Here is a 21161-nt window from a genome sequence, read left to right on the forward strand (position 1 = left end):
GATGAAAAAATATATAAAGATATTATTTATAACTATTTTAGGATTAAGTTTTTGGTCTTGTGGTGATGAGTTTTTAGATAGATTGCCTGAAGGTGAAGTTGCAAATCCAGAAGAACTTGGTGTGGGAGGTTTAGAAGCACAGGTTTTTGGTATTTATTCACTTTTAAGATCAACAAACGTTGGAAGTTGGCAACGCCATTGGTTTGGAAGTATTAGATCTGATGATGCAGAAAAAGGAAGTACAACTGCAGATTCTGCCACAAATGGTTCTGCATTTAACGATTTTCAGTATGCTGCAAGTAATGGCTTGAGTACAGGCTGGTGGGATGCGCATTACGAGGTGATTTTTGCTTGTAACGAAGTGATTAACATAGTGGTTGATGATCAATTAACAGATGAAGGGTCATTAATTAACGAAGCAGAGGCAAGGGCTATGCGTGCTTTAATGTATTTTGAATTAAGAAGAGATTACGGTGAAGTACCAATAATAACAGCAACAATTGATGAAATTGAAGATGCCATTGCGGCAAAATCATCGGTGGCAGATATAGATGCTTTAATTATTAGTGATTTAGAAATTGCAATTGAGCAATTGCCAAGTAATTGGACAACGCATCCAGGGAGATCAACTTCTGGTTTTGCAAACTCTCTTTTGGCTAAACTTTACTTATATCAAGAAGATTGGACGAATGCTTTAGCAAAATGTACAGAAGTTATTAACTCTGGAGCATATAGCTTGCATTCTAGTTTAGAAGAACTATTTGAATTTGAAGGAGATACAGGTGTTGAATCTGTGTTTGAAATTCAACAATTAGTCACAAGTAATGGAGAAAGATATGCTAATATTTATTTTGTATCTCAAGGCGTTAGAGGAACAGGTGATTGGAATTTAGGTTGGGGCTTTAACGTCCCAAATCAAGGATTAGTAGATGCATTTGAAGCTGGTGATTTAAGATTTGACAACACAATTCTGATTTCAGGGGAAGATGATGGCGGTTTTGGTGGTGGAACCTTACCAGAATCACCACCTTTAGCGCAACCTTATTGGAACAAAAAGGCTTACACTAAAGCGGCAAGAAGAGTTGAGTTTGGGACAAATGCCAATCGCTGGGAAAACATTAAAATTATACGCTACGCAGATGTTATTCTGATGGCTGCAGAATCTGCGAATGAACTTGGACAAACAGCCGATGCAATAAATTACATAAACCAGATTAGATCTAGAGCAGGTTTGGGTAATACAACAGCGGCTTCACAATCAGAAATAAGAGATGCTATAAAACAAGAACGAAGAGTAGAGTTTGCATTAGAGGAGTCTAGATTTTATGATTTAGTACGCTGGGGAGATGCTTTATCTACATTAGGTTCTCTGGGTTACGAAGATCGTCATGCACTGTATCCAATACCTCAAGATGCTATTGATCAGGCTGGAGGGTTATTAGTTCAAAACCCAGATTATTAATAAAATTAAAATCAAAAAAAAATGAAAAATAATAAATTAACATATCTTATAATTTTGGTTGCTTTGTTATTTCAAGCATGCCAAGATTTAAATCATCCTGAATTAGGAGATTTTCCATTAGACCCTCCAGTTATAACATTGTTTACACCAAACCTTAGTGGAACAACTTCAATACAGACGCCAGGAGAAACAGGTTCTGTGACTTTTAAATTTGATGTTACTGATGATCTCGGTCTCTCCAATATTTCTTTAAATTTAAATGGAGCAGAAATCTATAGTATCAGTGATTTTACTGATAATATGAGTTTTAGTTTAGACGAATTTGTTTATGATGATGTTCCCCTAGGAAGTCATACTGTTGAATTGGTTGCAACCGATACAGATTCTAACGAAACAATTATATCAACAACTTTAGAAATTATAGAACAATTATATTCTCCATTGTTTGATGGCGAATTCTTCTACATGCCTTTTGAAAATGATTATGAAGATTTAGTTTCGGCTTCATCAGCTGTAAGTGTAGGTTCACCAACATTTTCAGGAGACCCTTTTTTAGGTGTTGAAGCTTTTTCTGCGCCTACAGATTCTTACATTAACTTCCCTATTAACCAATTAACAGAAGCTTTAGGAGCTGAATTTAGCGGTGCTTTTTGGTACAAAGCAAGTGGTGATCCAGATAGAGCAGGAATTATTGTAGTGGGTGATGATGCAGATGATCGTCGCCAAGGATTCAGACTATTTAGAGAAGGAAGTGATACAGCACAAACCATTAAAATGAATGTTGGTACTGGTACTGGCGAAAGCTGGAATAATGGAGGTGTTATTGATGTAACTGCTGGTGAGTGGGTACATGTAGCATTTACAATTGCTCCAACAGAAACAAAAATTTATCTTAACGGAACTTTAGTAAATACTGCCACACCTGCAGGAGCAATAGATTGGACAAATTGTGAAAATATAACCATTGGTGCTGGAGGTGCAACCTTTAGCTATTGGGGTCATAACTCTGATACCGGAAGTTCTTTAGACGAATTGCGTTTCTTTAATAAAGCACTTGCTCAAAGAGATGTAAATGCAATGATTGCACAAGGCAGTAAGGTATTTAATATGGCATTCGATGGTGATTATCAAGAAGGTATGAGCGGAACAGACGCCACAACAGTTGGAACCCCAGGTTTTGCTGGTGAAGCTTATGCAGGCTCTGACGCTTTTAAAAGTGCTACAGATTCATATATTACCTTCCCTTTAGCAACAATTGGTTTAGGAACTGAGTTTAGTGCAGCTTTCCGTTATAAAGTAAATGCTAGTCCTGATAGATCGGGATTAATCGTGGTAGGAGATGATGCAGATGATCGCCGTCAAGGATTCCGATTGTTTAGAGAAGGAAGTGATACAGAACAAACAATTAAATTGAATGTAGGAACTGGAACTGGTGAAACTTGGAACAATGGTGGTGTTATTGATGTAACTGCTGGCGAATGGGTTCATGTTGCATTTACGGTTTCAGAGACAGAAACGAAAGTTTATTTAGATGGCGTTTTAGTAAATACTGGAACAATGGCTGGTCCAATCGATTTTACAGGTTGTACAGATCTTGTTATTGGATCAGGTGGACCAACTTTTAGCTATTGGGGTCACTTATCTGACGAGAGTCCAATGGACGAATTACAATTCTTTAATAAAGAGTTATCAGAAGAAGAGATACAGTCAATGCAATAGCAGCGATTATATTCATGCTTTTATAAATTATAAAGGCTGGTTTCTAAGGCAACGTAGAAATCAGTCTTTTTTCAAAAAACTTCAATAAATTTATTGAAGCTGGGAATTTTTATGGTCTTAACCATTGTTTAAGATATAAAAACAAGCACAAATAATATTCAACTTATATATAATATCATACTTTAAAATTTAAAAGCGACATAAATGAATATAAAAAATAAATCCGTTTTTTGGTTACTAGTTGTTGTAAGCTTAAGCTTCGGTTGTAAGAATAAAAAAGTAGATAATAAAGAGGTTACAAGTTTAACTATAAATGAAAATCATTTACTTTCAGAAGCCAACCTTCTCGATTTAGTGCAAAAGCAAACCTTCAATTATTTTTGGGATGGTGCCGAACCAAATTCAGGTTTAGCTCCAGAACGTTTGCATATGGATGATATCTATCCTACCTCTCCAAAACATACAGTAACAATTGGAGGTACAGGTTTTGGGATGATGGCTATTTTAGTTGGTGTAAAGCGAGGTTTTATAACTAAAGAACAAGCATTTAACCGTTTTGTTAAAATGGTAGATTTCCTTGAAAAAGCAGATAGATATCATGGTGTATGGCCACATTGGTTAGACGGACAAACGGGTAAGATGATGCCATTCAGTAAAAAAGATAATGGAGGAGACTTGGTGGAAACCGCTTTTTTAATTCAGGGTATGTTAACAGTAGCTGAGTATTTCAAAAATGGCAATGAAGAAGAACAAAAATTAGTAGAAAAAATTGATAAACTTTGGAAGGAAGTTGAGTGGGATTGGTACACAAAAGGTGAAGATGTACTTTACTGGCATTGGTCGCCTGAGTATGAATGGGATATGAATTTTCCAGTAGGAGGCTATAACGAATGTTTAATCATGTACGTTCTGGCTGCGGCATCACCTACACATCCTGTAAGTGCCGATGTTTATCACAAAGGGTGGGCTAGAAATGGAGATATTGTTTCGAACGAAAAATATTATGATGAGGATTTAATTTTAGATTATTACGAACACGATAAATCACCTATAGGTCCTATGTTTTGGGCGCATTATTCTTATACTGGATTAAATCCAAAAGGCTTATCTGATAAATATGCCGATTATTGGAAGTTATTGGAGAATCATGCAAAAATTCATCATAAACATTCCATAGAAAACCCTCACAATTACAAAGGGTATGGTGACAGCATTTGGGGGTTAACCTCTAGTTACTCTGTCAAAGGTTATAAAGGCCACAGACCAGATAAGGATTTAGGGGTGGTGTCTCCTACAGCTGCGTTATCATCTTTTCCTTATACACCAAAAGCAAGCATGAAAATGCTTAAAAAGCTTTATAAAGATCACGACAGTTTAATTGGTAAATACGGCCCATATGACGCGTTTAGTTTTGAACATAATTGGTACACACCACGATATTTGGCTATAGACCAAGGCCCCATTCCTGTAATGATTGAAAACTACCGCTCTGGTATGCTATGGAAATTATTTATGCAGAACAAAGATGTAAAAAACGGATTAAAAAAGTTAGAATTTGAAGTCTCTGAAGAGAAATAAAATATTAGGATTAATTGTATTTATAACCTTGTTAATTAATTGTGGTGGAAAAGATGATTCGGTCAGCATACCACCATCTATTGAAGAGCTATCCTTATCCTATATTCGTTTAGACGATCAATCGCTTTTTAATAATCCAACAATAAAACTAGGAACTCAAATTTTTATAGGATTCAATAAAGCGGTAAACCCAACGTCAACAGCATTTTTGTTCACTCAAGGTTCAATTAATGCGCCATTTGTAATAAAGCAAGGAGAAAGTAACACAGAATTAATACTCACACCAAACAATGCATTAGAAGAAGGTGTAAGTTATACTTTAACAATTACAAACTCATTTATAGCAAACGATGGCTCTACATACAACGGTAGTTCTTTTCCGTTTAAAATTGAAAGTATTCCATTAACTATTGAAAATGCAACTGTAGATGGAGCAAACCTTGAATTATCAACTCCAAATCAAGATATTGCACTTTTGCCAAAATTTAAATTTACATTTTCTCATCCTGTTACCGAGACAGAATTACAATCAAACTTGCAATTTTCCCCATCCACAAATTTTACAATAAGTCAAATAGATGCAAATACAATAGAAGTAATACCATCTACTGCGTTAACTTATTGGAAAAACTACCAACTTAAAATAAATAGTAGTTTAGGTGCCACTGTGGGACGTGATTTTAACACATCGACATACGATTTATTTACAATCCACGATTTAATAGATAAATTCCCTATAATTTCAGATGAGGAACTGTTAACCAAAATTCAAAAAGAAACCTTTAAATATTTTTGGGAATTAGGGCATCCAATTTCAGGAATGGCATTAGAACGAAATACCAGCAGTAATGTAGTTACAACAGGAGGTACAGGGTTTGGCCTAATGGCAATGATTGTTGCTGCAGAACGTGGTTTTATAACGCGAGCTGAAGCTATAAATCGTTGGCAGACAATCGTAGGTTTTTTGGAAACTGCAGATCGTTTTCATGGTGTTTGGCCACATTGGTTAAATGGGAATACAGGAGTAGTACAACCTTTTTCTGCACAAGATGATGGAGCCGATTTAGTAGAAACAGCTTTTCTTATTCAAGGACTATTGGCGGTTAGAGAATACTTAAATGATAATGATGTACAAGAGGCAGCAATTATTGATAAAATAACACAACTTTGGGAAGAAGTTGAATGGACTTGGTTTACTAAAGGAGATGAAGATGTACTCTATTGGCATTGGTCGCCAAACCATGGTTGGGATATCAATTTAAAAATTCAAGGACATAACGAAACACAAATCATTTATGTTCTTGCAGCAGCTTCGCCAACTTATCCTATTGACGCAGATGTTTATACAAACGGCTATACAAGTAATGGAAGTTTTAAAAATGGAAATAGTTATTACAATTATAATTTACCAGTTGGCCCTAATAAAGGTGGTCCTTTGTTCTTTTCTCATTATTCATATTTAGCTTTAGATCCACGTAACCTACAAGATGCCTATGTAAATTATTGGACGCAAAATGTTAATCATTCAAAGATTAATTATTCCTATTGTGTAGATAATCCAGAAAATTATATTGGATATTCAGCACAGTGTTGGGGCTTAACAGCAAGCGATAATCATGAAGGTTATTCGGCACATAGCCCTACCAACGATAAAGGCGTAATTACACCAACTGCAGCCATTTCTGCATTGCCATATGCACCAGACGAATCAATGGAAGCAATAAAATACTTTTATTACAAAATTGGCGATCGAATTTTAGGAGATTATGGGTTTATAGATGCATTTAACCCAACAGAAGAGTGGTATGCAACATCCTATTTAGCAATCGATCAAGGTCCGCAAATAGTAATGATTGAAAACTATAGAACACAATTGCTATGGAATTTATTTATGCAAATTGATGAGGTACAAAACGGATTAGATAATTTAGGATTTACCTATTAAACTTTTTAGATTAAGATGAAAAACAAACTTAGCTTATTAATCTTGTTTTGCGTAAACAGCATATTTGCACAGGATTTAGATAAATTATTTGAAAAGAAAACTTTTGTTCAAGGTTCTAATACCTTGCAATACCGAATTATGTTTCCAAAGGATTTTGATGAATCCAAACAATATCCGTTAGTGTTGTTCCTTCATGGTGCTGGCGAAAGAGGTAACAATAATGAAACACAATTGGTACATGGAAGTACTTTATTTGCTAATGAAAAAAACAGAAATGATTTTCCGGCAATAGTCATTTTTCCACAATGTCCTAAAGATGATTATTGGTCTAATGTAAAAGTAGTTCACTCTAAAAAAGGGGTAGAAAAGTTCAAATATCAAAAAAGGGGAAAACCAACTAAATCTATGGAACTAGTTTTAAAACTAATTGATGACATGCTTGATAAACCCTACGTGAAAAAAAGTCAAATTTATGTTGGTGGACTCTCTATGGGCGGTATGGGAACCTTTGATATTTTAAAAAGGAGACCTAATATGTTTGCTGCTGCTTTTCCCATTTGCGGAGGTGGAAACCCAAAATCTGTTAAAAAATATGCTAACAATGTTTCTTTTTGGGTATTTCATGGCGGAAAAGACGATGTAGTACACCCCTATTTTTCTTTAAATATGGTAACTGCACTTCAAGCAAAAGAAGCCGATGTTAAGTTAACATATTTTGAAAATTCTAATCACAATAGTTGGGATGCTACATTTGCCGAACCGAAATTACTGCCTTGGCTATTCTCTAACTCAAAAACATTAAAAAATGAATAAAAAGCTAACCAAAATCGCTCTTCTTATAGCTATAACAGCTGTTTTTAGTTGTAAAACAGATTCAAAAAATAGCATTACTAATTCTGAAGAAACACCCTATGATACTAAGGTAGATTCCTTAATGAGTTTAATGACCTTACAAGAAAAAATAGGGCAAACTGTTATGTATAGTGGAGGCTGGAGTGTAACAGGTCCGGTAGTTAGTTCCAATAACTTAAAGTTTATTAAAGAAGGTAATATTGGAGCCATGTTAAATGTATATTCAGTAAAAGGAACAAGAGATCTACAAAAAATAGCTGTTGAAGAAACCCGTTTAGGCATTCCATTACTATTTGGATATGATGTTATACACGGGTTTAAAACTATTTTTCCTATCAATTTAGGATTAGCAGCAAGTTGGGATTTAGAGGATATAGAAAAAGGCTCAAGAATTGCCGCAGAAGAAGCTTCTGCAGAAGGCATACATTGGACCTTTGCCCCAATGGTAGATATTGCAAGAGACCCGCGTTGGGGACGAATTTCAGAAGGATCAGGAGAAGATGTGTATTTAGGAAGCGAAATTTCAAAAGCTTATGTAAAAGGGTTTCAAGGAGATGATTTATCTAAGCACAATACCATTTTAGCATGTGCAAAACACTTTGTAGGTTATGGAGCAGCTCAAGCGGGTCGTGATTATCACACTGTAAACATGGGACAAGATGAACTTAGGAATGTGTATTTACCTCCTTTTAAAGCTGCTGTAGATGCTGGAGTTGAAACGTTTATGACTGCCTTTAATGAAATAAATGGTATTCCTGCTACAGGAAATAAATTCATTTTTAACGATATTTTACGTGACGAATGGGGCTTTAACGGTTTTGTAGTGACCGATTATACTGCAATAAATGAAATGGTTGAACATGGTTTTGCTGAAAATGAAAAACATGCAACAGAACTAGCTATTAAAGCAGGAATTGACCAAGATATGATGAGTAGTGCTAATCGTTTATATCTTGAAGAATTAGTAAATGAAGGAAAAGTAGATGTAACCTTAATTAACCAAGCTTGTCGAAGAATCCTTTTGGCTAAATACAAATTAGGGTTATTTGACAATCCATATAAATATTGTGATGAACAACGGGAAAAAGAAGTTGTTTACAAACCAGAATTTTTAGAAGCTGCACGAAAATCTGCTGCAATGTCCTCAGTATTATTAAAAAATGAAGACCACACACTGCCATTAAACAAAGATCAAACCATTGCATTAATAGGTCCTTTGGTAAAAGACAAAGAAAATATCTTAGGAAATTGGGCAGCAGCAGGAGATAGAAAAGGAAAAGCCATAAGTGTTTACCAAGGTGTACAAGAATATGTAAACGATTCTAAAATTCTTTTTGCTAAAGGTTGCGAAATTGAAGGAGAAGATAAAAGTGGTTTTAATCAGGCAATTAATGTTGCTAAAAAGGCTGATAAAATTGTGATGGTTCTGGGAGAAGATTATGATATGAGTGGTGAAGCAGCTTGTAGAACTAACATTAAACTTCCTGGACGTCAAACCGATTTAATTAAGGCTATTAGAAAAGCAGTACCTAACAAGAAAATTGTTTTGGTGTTGATGAATGGTCGCCCATTAGATTTATCTGAAGAAGATACTTTGGCAGATGCTATTTTAGAAACTTGGTTCCCAGGAACAAGTGGCGGTTATGGTGTAGCAGATGTAATGTTTGGCACTTATAATCCTTCTGGCAAATTACCAGTAACATTTCCAAGAACTATTGGACAAATTCCTATTTATTATAACATGAAGAACACAGGTAGACCAATTCCACCTGATAACCCAAAAGAAGATTACAAATCTAATTATATAGATGTGCCAAATACACCATTATATGTTTTCGGCCATGGGTTAAGCTATACTACATTTGATTATTCAGATATTGAATTATCTGCGCCTACCATTGGTTTTTCAGATACATTGTCGGCATCTGCCACAATTACAAATACAGGAAATTATGATGGATACGAAGTGGTACAATTGTATGTACACGATAAGGTAGGGAGTCTTACACGACCTGTAAAAGAACTCAAAGGTTTCAAAAAAGTATTCCTTAAAAAAGGAGAAAGTAAAACGGTAAACTTTAATATAACCATCGAAGACCTAAAGTATTACAATGCCGACATGGAATTTGATGTTGAGCCCGGAGAGTTTGAAATAGCCATTAAAGGCACTTCAGATTTTGATTTTAAGCACACATTTACGTTAGAATAGTTAATAGCAAAAACCTGCAAGGTTATAAAAACCTTGGAGGTTTAAATAATTTTTTTCACGCTTTAAAATGAACAAGATATTTAAATATGGATTTATTGTTTTTGTTTTGATATGGGGTTTTTCTTCGATTGAAATAAAAGCCCAAACGGTTACCATAAATTCTGGGTGGCAATTTGTTTTGGGTGAAAAAACTTCTGAAAACCATAAAATTGTCAATATTCCGCATACTTGGAATAAAGATGATGCTTTTGATGATGAAAAAGGATACCACAGAGGTATTGGTTGGTATAAAAAGCAACTATTTTTTTCAAAAAAGCAAAAAGACTTAATTCATTATTTACACTTTAAAGGAGCCAATCAAGAAACTGATGTGTATGTAAATGGACATCACGTAGGAAACCATAAAGGAGGTTATACCGCCTTTAATTTTAATATTTCGGAATGGGTTAATTATGGTTCATATAACTTAATTGAAGTAAAAGTTGATAATAGCCCTAACAAGAATATTCCGCCATTAGATGCCGACTTTACCTTTTATGGAGGTATTTATCGTGATGTACAACTTATATCAAAACCAAAACAACACATTTCTTTATCAGATTTTGCGTCAGATGGTTTCTATGTCGATTATTATCATGTTTCAGAAGAAAAGGCTGGTGTTGAAATTAAAATTTTGGTTAACAATTTTGAAGATAAACCTATAAATACTCGTATTAAAGTTACTATTCTTGATGCAGAAAATAAACCTGTATTTGATAAGAAATTAAACTTAAAAAACAGTGCAAAAGCTTCTGAGGCAATAAACATTAAATTTTCAGAACTGTACAATCCCAAATTATGGTCACCAGCATCACCATATTTATACAAGTTACATCTTCAATTGTTAGATGAAAAAGAAACTGTTTTAGATGAAAGACATCAGAATATAGCATTCCGTTGGGTAAGCGTCGATGCTGACAAAGGCTTTTTTTTAAATGATAAACCTATTAAACTTATTGGTGTAAATCGCCATCAAGATTATGAAAACTATGGCAATGCAGTACCTATTGAACTGCAAAAAAAAGATATTCACTTGATAAAAAAAATGAGAGCTAATGTTTTAAGAAATGCCCATTACCCACAATCTCGTGAGCTATATGATTTATGTGATAAACTTGGAATTTTAGTTTGGACAGAAATACCCATTGTAAATAAAGTAACAGATACAAAAGATTTTTTTGAAGTTTGCCATACTATGCAAAAAGAGCATATAAAACAGTACTACAACCACCCTTCTGTAGTCATGTTTGGTTACATGAACGAGATATATTTAAGATTGGCTTTTGATAATAAATCTTCTGAAATTGAAAAAGAAAATCAGAAAAAATCGGCATATAAATTAGCAACACAACTAGAAGAATTAACACGAAAATTAGCGCCCAATCACATTACGGTAATGGCAGGGCATTTAAATGAATTATATAATGAAACTGGTATTGCTGATTTACCCATGCTTTTTGGTTGGAATTTATATTTTGGTTGGTATGATAAGGACATTCCGGATTTAGGAATATTTTTAGATGAACAACACAAAAAACACCCAAAAAGGTCTTTATTGTTATCGGAATATGGTCCAGGAGCCGATATTAGAATTTTCACCAAAACACCAAAGAAGTTTGATTTTTCAGTTGAATATCAAGCAAAATTGCATCAATCATATTATCAACAAATAACAGATAGAGCTTATATGACAGGAATGACCGCTTGGAATTTTACCGATTTTGGTTCAGAATTTCGTGGTGATGCCATTCCGCATGTAAATCAAAAAGGATTACTACTATATAATAGAGAACCAAAAGAAATTTATCATTGGTACAAAGCTGTTCTCAATAACGAAAAACCATTTGCTCATATAGCTATTTCGTATTTAGATAAGCTAACATTATTCGGCAATAATACGTATCCCATTCAATTATACGCTAATCAAAATACAGCAGAAATATATTTAAATAATGAAAAACTTACAGCCGTTTCTTTTAAAAATGGTGTAGCCAATCTGCAAATACCATTTAAAAATGGTTTAAACACAATCAAGTTGATATCAGACATGGTTTCTGATGAAAAAACAATTAATGTTTTAAAAATTAACAGTTTAGACTTTGAATCATTTAGTCGCTTTGGAATTAATATAGGATCTCATTTCTATTTCAAAGACAAAACACATCAAATTACATTTGTTCCAGACCAACCTTATAAAAAGGGATTGTTTGGTTATGTTAATGGAGAAAGTTACCAGTTAAACAAAGATAAACATCAAGGTATTCCATATAACATCAGAAATACCAATTCCGACCCTTTGTTTCAAACCATGTTAGAAGGTTGTACCAATTATAAATTAGACATCCCAAAAGGACATTATAAAGTAACATTGTTTTTTGTTGAACCTAAAATAAAACCTTCAGAAAACATCTATAATTTGAAGAATGATAATCAAATTTCAAATAACGATAAACCTCAGCGCATTTTCGATGTGTTTTTAAACAAAACCTGTATTCAAAGCCATTTTAATTTAGCAGAACAGTTTCCAGAAAAATATGGTATTCAAAAAGAAACTTTAGTAAAAGTTAAAGACAATGAAGGACTAACTATAACACTAAAACCTATTGAAGGTAAACCTGTGATAAGCGGTATTTTAATTGAAAAGATGAACTAAATGAAACATACTCTTTTTATCGTTGCTTTTTTAGTGAATACTTTTATGTTTTCTCAAAACATGAAAACTTATGTCTATAGTATAAAAGGTTCAGACACTTTAAAATTGGATGTTTATACCCCTAAAAACATAAAAACAAATGACAGCTTACCTGTAGTTTTGTGGATGCATGGAGGTGGTTTTTCAGGAGGAAATAGAAATAACCCTGATGAAGTTAAACTAATGAAATATTTAACTCAAAAAGGATTCATTGGCATTTCTATTTCATACAGATTATTATTAAAAGATTCAAAAACAGGCTCAGGATGTGAGTGTCCTAAGACCTTCAAACTAGATATTTTTAGACAAGCAGCAATTGACTATTTAGATGCAGCAAAATATATTGTTCAAAATAAAACCAAGCTTCAAATAGATCCAACACACATTATCGCTGGAGGCAGTAGTGCCGGAGCAGAAGGTGTTTTGAACGCAGTATATCTAAAACATTTTTTTGTTGATGATGCTTCAAAATACGAAAATGCAAATTTTGCAGGGATAATATCTTTAGCTGGGGCTTTGGTAAATGCAAATTACATTTCAGAAGAGAATGCTATACCAACTGTATTGTTTCACGGTACCGACGATAACTTAGTGCCTATTGGTAAAGCACCTCATCATTATTGTAAACCCGACCAGTTAGGGTACATGATTTTAGAAGGTTCTGATATTATTGCAAACAAACTACATGAGTTACATACGCCTTACTATTTACATAAGGTAGTGGGTGGCAGACATGAATTGTGCCAAATTCCGTTCTCAAAATTAGACGAGATTCTCGATTTTTTTAATAAGACTATAACCGATAAAGAAATTATCCAGACGAAACACATTATTCAAAAAAAATGATGAAAAATATATGTTACATTTTACTTTTTACTTTAATTTTTCAATCCTGTAAAGAAGAAAAAAAAGAAGTTAAAACTGATAAAACACAAAGACCAAATATTGTTTTTATTATGGCAGATGACCATGCTGCCCAGGCCATTAGTGCTTATGGACACCCTATTAGTCAATTAGCACCAACACCTAATGTTGATAGGTTAGCAGATGAAGGCACCATTTTTAAAAATAACTTTTGTACCAATTCTATTTGTGGCCCAAGCAGAGCGGTTATTTTAACAGGCAAACACAGTCATATTAACGGTTTTAGAATGAACGGAGATCGCTTTGATGGCAACCAACAAACATTTCCAAAATTATTACAAAAAGCAGGCTATAAAACCGCCATGTTTGGTAAGTGGCATTTACATGGCCTTCCGCAAGGATTTGATTATTGGAACATGATACAAGATCAAGGCAATTATTATAATCCGAATTTTATAACAGTAAACCAAGACACTAAAAAAGTAGATACGACCATGGTTATGGGTTACGCTACAGATATTGTAACCGAAGATGCCATTCGCTATTTAGATGAAATTAAAGATAATGAGCAACCGTTTATGCTAATGGTTCAACACAAGGCACCTCATAGAAACTGGATGCCGGCTTTAAGGCATACAAATAAATACGATAATGTAAAGTTTCCTGTTCCAGATACCTATTTTACCGACCATCAAGGGTCAACAGCTTCAAAAGAACAACTGCAAACCGTCTATATAGATATGTACGAGGGACATGATTTAAAAATGACTAAAAAGAAAGGCAGTCCAGAATTGGCACATAACCCATGGAAAACAGATTTTGAACGTATGACTCCCGAGCAGCGTGCTACTTGGAATAAGGCTTATCAAGCTAAAAATGATGCATTTCATGATGCAAATTTGTCTGGTAAAGATTTAGATTTATGGAAATTGCAACGCTATTTACAAGATTATTTGGCAACCATAGCCGCAGTTGATGAAGGCGTTGGAAGAATTTTGGATTATTTAAAAGAAAACAATTTAGAAGAAAATACTATTGTGGTTTACACCACAGATCAAGGATTTTATTTAGGCGAAAAAGGTTGGTTCGATAAGCGTTATATGTATGAAGAGTCCCTTTCAATGCCAATGCTAATGAAATATCCGAAAGAAATTAAAGCAGGAACAGAAGTTACTGCATTAACCCAAAATTTAGATTTTGCTGAAACTTTTTTAGATTTTGCTGGAGTACAAATTCCAGAAGATATGCAAGGAAAATCCCTAAAGCCACTTATAACTAATCAAATAACAGATGATGATTTTCGGGATGCCATCTATTATCATTATTACGATTTCCCAGCATTTCATATGGTAAAAAAAATGAATGGTGTTCGTACAAAAAGATATAAATTAATTCATGCATTTGATGATATTGATGAATGGGAATTATACGATTTAAAGAAAGACCCTAGTGAGATTAATAATTTAATTAATGATGAAAGCTATGATGAGATCGAAGCAAAACTTCGTGAGCGGTTAAAGCAATTACAAGAAGAATACGAAGTTACCGATAAAGAATTTGAACAGGCCGATAAAGAAAAAATAAAACGAGCTTATAAAAGTTTTGAAAGATTAAGAGGCAAACCTATAAAAGCTTATGAACATTAGAAGCATTTTATGAGGAAGTATATCACACTAATATATGTTTTTATAATACTTTTTTTAATGGCATGTACATTAAAAAAAGCGCATACTAAAACAGTTTTATCCTCTCCGGATAAAAATATAGAAGTTCAATTTTTTCTATCTGAAAAAGGAGAACCCCATTATATAGTTAATTATAAAAACGAAAAGATAATTGACACATCTAAAATGGGTTTTCAGCTAAAAGACGCTCCACATTTAAAGCTCAATTTCGAAATCACAGACACAGAGATGTCTTCAATTGATAAAACATGGAATATGATTTGGGGAGAAGATGCTCAGGTTAAAAATCATTATAATGCATTAAAAATTCAATTACAAGAGACTTCCGAGTTACAAAGAAAACTTAACATTGTGTTTAAAGTTTATGATGATGGTGTTGGGTTTCGATATGAATTTCCAAAGCAAGAAAATTTAAATGACATTATAATTACTGATGAAAACACCGAATTTAATTTAACAGAAGACCATAAGGTATGGTGGATTCCCGGAGATTGGGATATTTATGAGTATTTATATCAAACCACCCTATTTTCCGAAATAGATGCTTTAAAGCATTATCAACCGGGGACTCATTTAGGTCAGACGTATGTTCCCGAAAATGCCGTTAACACACCCGTTACCATGAAAACGGATTCGGGTATATATCTTAGTTTTCATGAAGCAGATTTAACCGATTACGCAGGTATGACTTTAACTGTCGATACTATTAATTTAAAAATGACAAGTGAATTGGTGGGTAATCGTGAAAACATCAAAGTAAAACAGCAAACGCCTTTTGAAACACCGTGGCGTACCATTCAAATAGCAGAAAAAGCAGGAGATTTAATAGAATCTAAACTCATTCTTAATTTGAATGATCCAAGCATAATTGATAATATGCCATATTTTAAACCTAAAAAGTATTCTGGTATTTGGTGGGATATGCATATTGGCACTGGAAGTTGGGATTACTCTGGTAAAAATCATGCAGCAAACACCAAATATGCCAAGAAGTTAATCGATTTTTCTTCAGAACATAATATTGAGGGCATACTAGTTGAAGGTTGGAATATTGGCTGGGAAAAATGGTGGAATAAGAAGACTAAAAAAGTGCATTTTGATTTTGTAACTCCTTATCCAGATTACGATTTAGAAGAGATAATACGTTACGGAAAATCAAAAGATGTAGAACTAATAATGCATCATGAGACTTCGGCAGATATTCTGCTATATGAAAAGCAAATGGATACCGCTTTTGCATTGATGAAATCGTTGGGTATTCATTCCGTTAAAACAGGTTATGTAGGTAGTGTAATTCCAGAAGGTGAATACCATCATGGACAATATATGGTTAACCATTATCAAAAAGTGTTAGAAACAGGTTTGAAAAACCAAGTGGCGATAAATGCACACGAACCAATTAAAGCCACAGGGAAACGACGTACTTATCCAGTTGCTATTGCTCGTGAAGGGGTTCGAGGTCAAGAATATAATGCGTGGTCTAAAGACGGTGGAAATCCGCCAGAACATTTAACCATAGTGCCTTTTACTAGAATGTTAGGAGGCCCCATAGATTACACACCGGGTATTTTTAATACATCCTTAAAACCTTATAGACCAGAAAACCAAGTAAACACTACATTGGCGCATCAATTGGCATTATATGTCGTATTGTATAGTCCGGTACAAATGGTACCAGATTTAATGACCCATTATAACGGGCATCCTGCTATGCAGTTTATAAAAGATGTTGGAGTAGATTGGAAGCAATCAAAAGTTTTAGATGGTGAAATTGGCGAATTCATTATAATGGTTCGGCAAGAAAAAAGTACAGAAAATTGGTTTTTAGGAGCTATTACTGATGAAAACAAACGCTCTGTAAAGGTGAAACTCGATTTTTTAAATGATGGTGACATCTATATTGCAAAACTTTATAAAGACGCTCCCGGTTCTCATTATATAAACAACCCGGAAACTTTTGTTATTGAAGAAAAAGAAGTAAACAAAAACACCATTTTAAACCTTAATTTAGTAGAAGGTGGTGGATGTGCTATTTCACTACATTTAAAAAAATAACATATGCAAAAATTAAATTATTTACTGATATTGTTTTTCTGCTTCGGGTTCGTATTTGGACAAAAAACCACCAATATAATGACCTACAATATTAAGTTAGACTACCCAAAAGAAGGCGATAATAGTTGGGTTAATAGAAAAAGTGACCTTGTAGATCAAATCAATTTTTACGAACCAGATATATTTGGTGTTCAGGAGGCTTTGCCTAACCAAATGAAATATTTGGATAGTACACTTGTAGATTTTGCGTATATAGGTGTTGGTCGCGACGATGGAAAGAACCTAGGTGAATACTCTGCTATTTTTTATAACAAAAAACAATTTAAAGTTATTGATAGCGGCACATTTTGGCTATCTGAAACACCAGACAAGGTATCCATGGGGTGGGATGCGGTTTGTAACCGTGTTTGTACTTATGCCCTTTTCGAAAATAAAAACACAAAGCAACAATTATGGGTGTTCAATACACATTTTGACCACGTTGGAAACGTAGCAAAAAAAGAGAGTCCAAAACTTATTCTAAAAAAAATAAAATCACTTAACGATGCGGGTTTACCTGCAATCTTAATGGGGGATTTTAATCTTGAACCAGAAACTGAAAACATCAAATCATTCTACTTCTACTTCAACGATTCAAAAACAGTTTCTAAAACATCCCCCTTTGGACCAAAAGGCACTTTTAATGGGTTTCGTTTTGATAAACCGGTAACCCGAAGAATCGATTATATTTTTGTGAGCAAAGGCGATTTTAACGTTAAAAAATATGCCGTATTGAGCGACCCTAAAAATTGTAAATACCCTTCAGATCATTTACCTGTTTATATAAAGGTGCAACTAACTAAAATTAAATAAGAATTATGAATAAAAAGACCTATTTATTACTTATTACTGCTGTGTCTGCATTAGGCGGATTATTATTTGGTTATGACACGGGTGTTATTAACGGAACTCAATTTTATTTAAGCAAGTACTTTGATTTAGACGCTACCTTAAAAGGCTGGGTGGTAGGTAGTGCCTTGCTAGGTTGTTTGGTTGGAGCCATTATAGCCGGTCCCCTAAGTATCAAGGTAGGTAGAAAAAAATCTTTGATTTTCTCAGCAATTCTATTTTCAATATCTGCTTATGGTTCTGGGTTGCCATCAATATTACCAGAAACGGTTTCTATGCTTGTTGTTTTTAGAATTATTGGCGGTTTAGGCATAGGGATTGCTTCTATGAACGCGCCTATGTACATTGCTGAAATTGCACCTAGCAACATAAGAGGTAAATTGGTTACCTATTACCAATTGGCAATAGTCGTCGGCTTTTTTTTAGTGTTTTTGGTAACGTATTTTATCGGGAATAGCCTATCTGAATTGCAAAATATAACGTTTGGATGGAAACATATGTTTTGGTCAGAATTAATCCCTAGTCTTTTATTTTTATTACTGTTATTCTTTGTCCCCAAAAGTCCGAGATGGTTAGCTTTAAAAGGAGAAGAGGACAATGCTCTAGAAATCTTAACCAAAATACATGGTTCGGAGGAAGCAAATAAAGAAATAACAGAAATAAAAAAATCCATTAAAGCAAGCAATAATATTAAAGTAAATTATTTCTCAAAAGTCATATTGGGAATCATTATTATAGGATCGACACTATCTGCATTACAACAATTTACAGGGATAAATGCCGTATTATATTATGGTGCTGATATTTTTGAAAAAGCACTGGGTTTTGGTAAGGAAGATGTTTTAGCACAACAAATACTGTTAGCATTTATTAATCTTATATTCACTTTTGTTGCCATGTTTACAGTAGATAAATTTGGAAGAAAACCATTAATATATATTGGCTCTTTAGGTATGATTATCGGTTTTTTATTATTGGGAATAACGTTGCAACAAGAATCGGTAGGCATACTATCATTATTAGGAGTATTTATTTTTATAGGTTCATTTGCGCTTTCAATGGGGCCTGTTGTATGGGTTTTGCTTTCAGAAATGTTTCCAAATAAAATACGTAGTGTAGCCATGTCGGTAGCAGTAACAGCACAATGGGCGGCAAACTATGTCGTTTCACAATCTTTTCCGATAGTAATGGATAGCGAGGTAAATAATAGTGACACTTGGAATGGATCTTTACCTTATTTTATATTTATGGTATTTATCGTCATTATTATGTTTATAACCTACAAATATATTCCTGAAACTAAAGGAAAATCTCTTGAAGAAATTGAAGGTTTTTGGAAAAAAAAGTAAAAGTTATCCTTTACTTATTGTTATTTAGATTAATCTAAACTCGATTTAACAATAAGCTCATTTTTAGGTTAAACCCAATAATATTGTTACTTGTCACCTTGAGTACTTCGACTCCGCTCAGTATTAACTAAAGTCGAAAGGTCATTAAAATTTACAAGTTTAAATAGGTTTCGACTTTAGCCTGTCTTGAGCGGAGCCGAAAGGCTCAACCTGACATTTGAATATAATAAACTCAATTTCAATCAAATACACTTACTATTAAATCGAGTTTAGGTTAGATTCGCATAAACAGTTATTACTATATGGCTATAAGCTTTATTATATTATTATTTCTAATAGGAATTGCAAATGGTTTTTACTCAGGACTTATGGGAACTGGAGGTAATGTAATCCTAATCCCTGCTCTAGATTTAATATTGTCCCATTATGGTATTCCAGAATCTGAAATCGTTAAATTTATTATCGCTCATTCACTTTTTATTACCTTTTTTAATGGCCTTTTTGTAAGTTATAAACAGTATAAAATCAATAATTTTTATTACAAAGAAGTTCTATTAATTGCTTTTCCTGCAATGGTCTCTGGGTTTATAATGTCAGAAATCATTAAAATCTCATCATGGTATGACAAAATTTATTTTGACCTCATCTTTTTATTTTTGGTAGTACTAATTGCTACTAGGTTTTTATTTTTCAAAGAAAAAGTCATCAACAAAGTTGAGACAAATAAAGTAACCATAAAAAAGGCCTTTAGTTTTGGATTGGGTACTTTAACAGGTCTTACCACTGCCCTATCTGGTTTTGGAGGTGGTATAGTATTAATTCCTGCCTTAACTGAATTTTGTAAAATATCAATTAAAAAAGCAAGTTCTATTTCTATAGGTGTTGTTATGTTTTTAGCTATATCGATAAGTATTAGTTATTTAAATATTGGGGCTACCAACAATATTAAAAGCTTATTACCAAATCAGTTAGGGTATATTTCCATAAGTTTGATTACTCCTGTTTTGTTTGGGGTCTTTATTGCTGCACCATTTGGCGTAAAAGTTGCCCAAAAAACCGCGCCTTCTATTTTGAGGTATCTATTTGGTTCTGTCATGGTCTTAATATGTCTTAAAACAGTTGTTAGCTTACTTTCTTAAATTCTAAATTAAATACTTATAATAATGGATACATTATATAAGATCTCTATTCTTTAGTGCGTTTTATTTGCAAAATAAATTAATGCAATTGAGTTGCAATAATGTGAAATAATGATATATTTGCAAAACACAATTAATGCAATCAAGTTGCAGTAGTGATTTTTAGATCAGCTGAAAGAGATAATTAGGAGATATAGCCCATTTTTAAATAGAAAATGAATATCATAAATATTGAGTACCTCTTTTTGGAGTTTTATATACTAAATGAAAATAAGTCATATTAAAAATAGCATAACCCTTTTTTTTCTTGCTCTTTTCCTTACAATGAAAATGGCAGGACTTCATGTTCTAGTCCATACAGACGATAGCGATCATGATTTAGATTGTGTTATTTGTGATTATGCCACTACGTGTAATTTACCCCTAATATTAAATACTGATTTACAGAATTTCACCATTGAAAATATTGAATTTATTGTTCAGCGAAAGGCCTCTAAAAACTACCGTTTTATTGCCGTAAGTACTATTGCTAAAAATGAATTATTTTCCAGGCCCCCTCCTTTTTTATTATAACCTCCCTATTATATTTTTTTAAGATTTCGATTAGCAATTAACTTAGAAACTGTTTAAGTTTTGTTTTTGGAATTAGTTTGGGTGGATTACGTTCTCAGTCAAGGCAAAATAA

Annotated in this window: 14 protein-coding genes; all 14 read left to right on the plus strand. The window is 33.5% G+C overall.

Going from position 1 to position 21161, the window contains the following annotated elements:
• Position 1 precedes the first annotated feature (1 nt).
• The 14 genes from Q4Q35_RS06395 (at position 2) to Q4Q35_RS06460 (ending at position 21049) form a co-directional block, all read left to right on the plus strand.
• On the plus strand, positions 2-1462 hold the full coding sequence (locus tag Q4Q35_RS06395; protein ID WP_303277122.1) for a RagB/SusD family nutrient uptake outer membrane protein: 1461 nt from the start codon (positions 2-4) through the stop codon (positions 1460-1462).
• 21 nt (positions 1463-1483) lie between these two features.
• Complete coding sequence (locus tag Q4Q35_RS06400; RefSeq protein ID WP_303277123.1) at positions 1484-3181, plus strand: LamG domain-containing protein; 1698 nt, start codon at positions 1484-1486, stop codon at positions 3179-3181.
• Between the two features lie 204 nt (positions 3182-3385).
• Positions 3386-4759 (plus strand): glucoamylase family protein, encoded by a 1374-nt coding sequence (locus Q4Q35_RS06405; protein ID WP_303277124.1) that lies wholly within the window; start codon positions 3386-3388, stop codon positions 4757-4759.
• Positions 4737-6704, plus strand: a complete 1968-nt coding sequence (locus Q4Q35_RS06410; RefSeq protein WP_303277125.1) for a glucoamylase family protein — start codon at positions 4737-4739, stop codon at positions 6702-6704. The genes Q4Q35_RS06405 and Q4Q35_RS06410 overlap by 23 nt, the downstream gene beginning before the upstream one ends.
• A 15-nt stretch (positions 6705-6719) precedes the next feature.
• Positions 6720-7517, plus strand: coding sequence for a carboxylesterase family protein (locus Q4Q35_RS06415; protein WP_303277126.1), 798 nt, complete (start codon positions 6720-6722; stop codon positions 7515-7517).
• Positions 7510-9765, plus strand: a complete 2256-nt coding sequence (locus Q4Q35_RS06420) for a glycoside hydrolase family 3 N-terminal domain-containing protein (RefSeq protein ID WP_303277127.1) — start codon at positions 7510-7512, stop codon at positions 9763-9765. The genes Q4Q35_RS06415 and Q4Q35_RS06420 overlap by 8 nt, the downstream gene beginning before the upstream one ends.
• Before the next feature lie 67 nt (positions 9766-9832).
• Positions 9833-12457 (plus strand): glycoside hydrolase family 2 TIM barrel-domain containing protein, encoded by a 2625-nt coding sequence (locus Q4Q35_RS06425; RefSeq protein ID WP_303277128.1) that lies wholly within the window; start codon positions 9833-9835, stop codon positions 12455-12457.
• Positions 12458-13342, plus strand: coding sequence for an alpha/beta hydrolase (locus Q4Q35_RS06430; RefSeq protein WP_303277129.1), 885 nt, complete (start codon positions 12458-12460; stop codon positions 13340-13342).
• Entirely contained in the window at positions 13342-15006 is a 1665-nt protein-coding gene (locus Q4Q35_RS06435) for a sulfatase family protein (RefSeq protein ID WP_303277142.1), read from the plus strand. Before Q4Q35_RS06430 ends, Q4Q35_RS06435 begins: the two co-directional genes overlap by 1 nt.
• A gap of 57 nt (positions 15007-15063) precedes the next feature.
• Positions 15064-17100, plus strand: coding sequence for a glycoside hydrolase family 97 protein (locus Q4Q35_RS06440; RefSeq protein WP_303277130.1), 2037 nt, complete (start codon positions 15064-15066; stop codon positions 17098-17100).
• A 78-nt stretch (positions 17101-17178) separates the two neighbouring features.
• On the plus strand, positions 17179-17952 hold the full coding sequence (locus tag Q4Q35_RS06445; RefSeq protein ID WP_367892732.1) for an endonuclease/exonuclease/phosphatase family protein: 774 nt from the start codon (positions 17179-17181) through the stop codon (positions 17950-17952).
• A gap of 5 nt (positions 17953-17957) precedes the next feature.
• Positions 17958-19337 (plus strand): sugar porter family MFS transporter, encoded by a 1380-nt coding sequence (locus Q4Q35_RS06450; protein ID WP_303277132.1) that lies wholly within the window; start codon positions 17958-17960, stop codon positions 19335-19337.
• A gap of 302 nt (positions 19338-19639) precedes the next feature.
• The gene (locus Q4Q35_RS06455; protein WP_303277133.1) at positions 19640-20476 is read left to right on the plus strand and encodes a sulfite exporter TauE/SafE family protein; all 837 of its coding nucleotides are present in this window, start codon (positions 19640-19642) and stop codon (positions 20474-20476) included.
• Between the two features lie 330 nt (positions 20477-20806).
• Positions 20807-21049, plus strand: coding sequence for a hypothetical protein (locus Q4Q35_RS06460; RefSeq protein WP_303277134.1), 243 nt, complete (start codon positions 20807-20809; stop codon positions 21047-21049).
• Positions 21050-21161 lie beyond the last annotated feature (112 nt).

It is taken from the genome of Flavivirga aquimarina (assembly GCF_030540835.1).
Lineage (GTDB): Bacteria > Bacteroidota > Bacteroidia > Flavobacteriales > Flavobacteriaceae > Flavivirga > Flavivirga aquimarina.

Excerpts from the sequence above, each read along its gene's own strand:
- Q4Q35_RS06450 (WP_303277132.1), top strand. The coding sequence starts at position 17,958 with ATGAATAAAAAGACCTATTTATTACTTATTACTGCTGTGTCTGCATTA.
- Q4Q35_RS06455 (WP_303277133.1), top strand. The coding sequence starts at position 19,640 with ATGGCTATAAGCTTTATTATATTATTATTTCTAATAGGAATTGCAAAT.
- Q4Q35_RS06420 (WP_303277127.1), top strand. The coding sequence starts at position 7,510 with ATGAATAAAAAGCTAACCAAAATCGCTCTTCTTATAGCTATAACAGCT.
- Q4Q35_RS06460 (WP_303277134.1), top strand. The coding sequence starts at position 20,807 with ATGGCAGGACTTCATGTTCTAGTCCATACAGACGATAGCGATCATGAT.
- Q4Q35_RS06395 (WP_303277122.1), top strand. The coding sequence starts at position 2 with ATGAAAAAATATATAAAGATATTATTTATAACTATTTTAGGATTAAGT.
- Q4Q35_RS06435 (WP_303277142.1), top strand. The coding sequence starts at position 13,342 with ATGAAAAATATATGTTACATTTTACTTTTTACTTTAATTTTTCAATCC.
- Q4Q35_RS06445 (WP_367892732.1), top strand. The coding sequence starts at position 17,179 with ATGACCTACAATATTAAGTTAGACTACCCAAAAGAAGGCGATAATAGT.
- Q4Q35_RS06405 (WP_303277124.1), top strand. The coding sequence starts at position 3,386 with ATGAATATAAAAAATAAATCCGTTTTTTGGTTACTAGTTGTTGTAAGC.
- Q4Q35_RS06400 (WP_303277123.1), top strand. The coding sequence starts at position 1,484 with ATGAAAAATAATAAATTAACATATCTTATAATTTTGGTTGCTTTGTTA.
- Q4Q35_RS06415 (WP_303277126.1), top strand. The coding sequence starts at position 6,720 with ATGAAAAACAAACTTAGCTTATTAATCTTGTTTTGCGTAAACAGCATA.
- Q4Q35_RS06430 (WP_303277129.1), top strand. The coding sequence starts at position 12,458 with ATGAAACATACTCTTTTTATCGTTGCTTTTTTAGTGAATACTTTTATG.
- Q4Q35_RS06425 (WP_303277128.1), top strand. The coding sequence starts at position 9,833 with ATGAACAAGATATTTAAATATGGATTTATTGTTTTTGTTTTGATATGG.
- Q4Q35_RS06440 (WP_303277130.1), top strand. The coding sequence starts at position 15,064 with ATGGCATGTACATTAAAAAAAGCGCATACTAAAACAGTTTTATCCTCT.